Origin of the sequence: Mesorhizobium sp. M4A.F.Ca.ET.020.02.1.1, assembly GCF_004022645.1 — a bacterium.
Taxonomy (GTDB): Bacteria; Pseudomonadota; Alphaproteobacteria; order Rhizobiales; family Rhizobiaceae; genus Mesorhizobium.
Genome location: NZ_RZOI01001046.1, coordinates 1 through 1,544 on the forward strand (window position 1 = coordinate 1; position 1,544 = coordinate 1,544).

Below are 1,544 nucleotides of genomic sequence, written 5' to 3' on the forward strand. Positions count from 1 at the left end.
AGAAAACCGGTCGCTCTCGGCCGGCTCGATCTCCAGCCGGTCGCCGAAGCGGGTGAATACGGCAAGGCTTTCGAGCAGATGATAGCCGTCGGCGCGCCTACCGGTGACATGCAGCGCAAGGTTGATCTTGGCAGGGGCAAGCCCCGTCCGGGCTTGCGTCCCGGCATCCGACGTGTCTGTTGTTGGCGAGATGGCGTTCAGTCCTTGGCCAGCCGGTATTCGCCGGTCTTCGGGTCCTTGACCAGCGTTCCCATCGTGCCGTTTGCCGCCTGTTTCTCGGTACGCCGGATCTTGGCCGTCACGCGCTCGGCTTCGCGGATGAAGGCGCGATAGCCGAAATAGGCGGCGGCGCCGATAACGACGAAGAAAATGATCTGCGGCATCCCAAAACTCCTCCCTCGAAAACGCGGCAAAAGCGGCCGGTCGGGTCGGTCAAGCGGATATGCTAGTCGCTTTCAACCCTTTTTCAAAGCCCGAAGCGCGCCCACAGCGCGCGCTCTTCCGCCGCATCGACGATGCCGCTGGCCGCCGCCGCAGCGATGTCGGGCGCCGAAAGGCGCGACCCGAACAGCCCGAAGCGCCCGAACAGCCCGCGCGGCGCGGTGATCAGTTTCAGCTCGGTCTTCGGTCCGAAGCGCGTCTTCAAAACGCCTCGCATGTCGCCCAGCGCATCGACCAGGCCGAGTTCGAGCCCTTTCTTGGCGGTCCAGAACAGGCCGGTGAACAGGTCGGGATCGTCCTTCAGCCTGGTGCCGCGCCGCTCCTTGACGAGCTCGATGAAGGTCTCGTGCACTTCGAGCTGCAGCGCCTTCAGCCGCTCGACATCTTCCTTCTTCTCCGGCTTGAACGGGTCGAGCACCGCCTTGTTCTGGCCGGCGGTATGGACGCGGCGCTCGACGCCGATCTTCTTCATCAGCTCGGGAAAGCCGAACGAGGCCGAGACGACGCCGATCGAGCCGACGATCGAGGACGGATCGGCGAAGATCTCGTCGCCGGCGACCGCGATCATATAGCCGCCGGAGGCCGCCACGTCCTCGACGAACACCAGTACCTTCTTGTTCTTCTCCACCGCGAGATCACGGATGCGCTTGAAGATCAGCCGTGACTGCACCGGCGAGCCGCCCGGCGAATTGATGGAGATGGCGACGACGGGCGCATCGAAGGAGAACGCCTTCTCAATGAGGCCGGCGGTGGACGCCAGCGACAGGCTCGGCCGGAACTGGCCGCCGCCGGCCATGATCGTGCCGTGCAGCCGGATGACCGGAACCACGACGACGGTGGAGCGCCAGGACTTCGGCAGCAGGCGGTTCAAGAGGCGTTTCACGAGGTCGGGGTCTCCGGTCACTGAAAAAGAAGCAAGATGAGGCCTCATCTTGCTGTGGGCATGTAGGAATTCGCCGGCCAACGGCAATGCCGCATGTCCGGCCGATGATCAATCGCCGAACAGCGACGCCAGTCCGTTGTTGATCATCTCGGTCCGCTCGGCTGGCCCGTTGCCTGTCTCTGCGTGCAGCATCAGCGGCGGGCGGGTCGACCGTTTTTCC

Annotated in this window: 2 protein-coding genes and 1 pseudogene; all 3 read right to left on the reverse strand. The window is 64.2% G+C overall.

Annotated features, from left to right (window positions below):
• Window positions 1-192 (reverse strand): annotated as a pseudogene (locus tag EN742_RS39845) (4-(cytidine 5'-diphospho)-2-C-methyl-D-erythritol kinase); the annotation flags it as partial.
• Between the two features lie 5 nt (window positions 193-197).
• A complete protein-coding gene (locus EN742_RS34610) occupies window positions 198-383 on the reverse strand; it encodes a hypothetical protein (protein WP_127284240.1) in 186 nt (61 codons plus the stop codon).
• Window positions 384-466: 83 nt separating this feature from the next.
• Window positions 467-1,324 carry a S49 family peptidase gene (locus tag EN742_RS34615; protein ID WP_126055971.1) on the reverse strand — a complete coding sequence of 286 codons (858 nt, stop codon included), beginning with the start codon at window positions 1,322-1,324 and terminating at the stop codon, window positions 467-469.
• Window positions 1,325-1,544: the final 220 nt, after the last annotated feature.

What these genes read in the sequence shown, in the direction of transcription:
- EN742_RS34610 (WP_127284240.1), bottom strand. Translation starts at nt 383, where the DNA reads ATGCCGCAGATCATTTTCTTCGTCGTTATCGGCGCCGCCGCCTATTTC.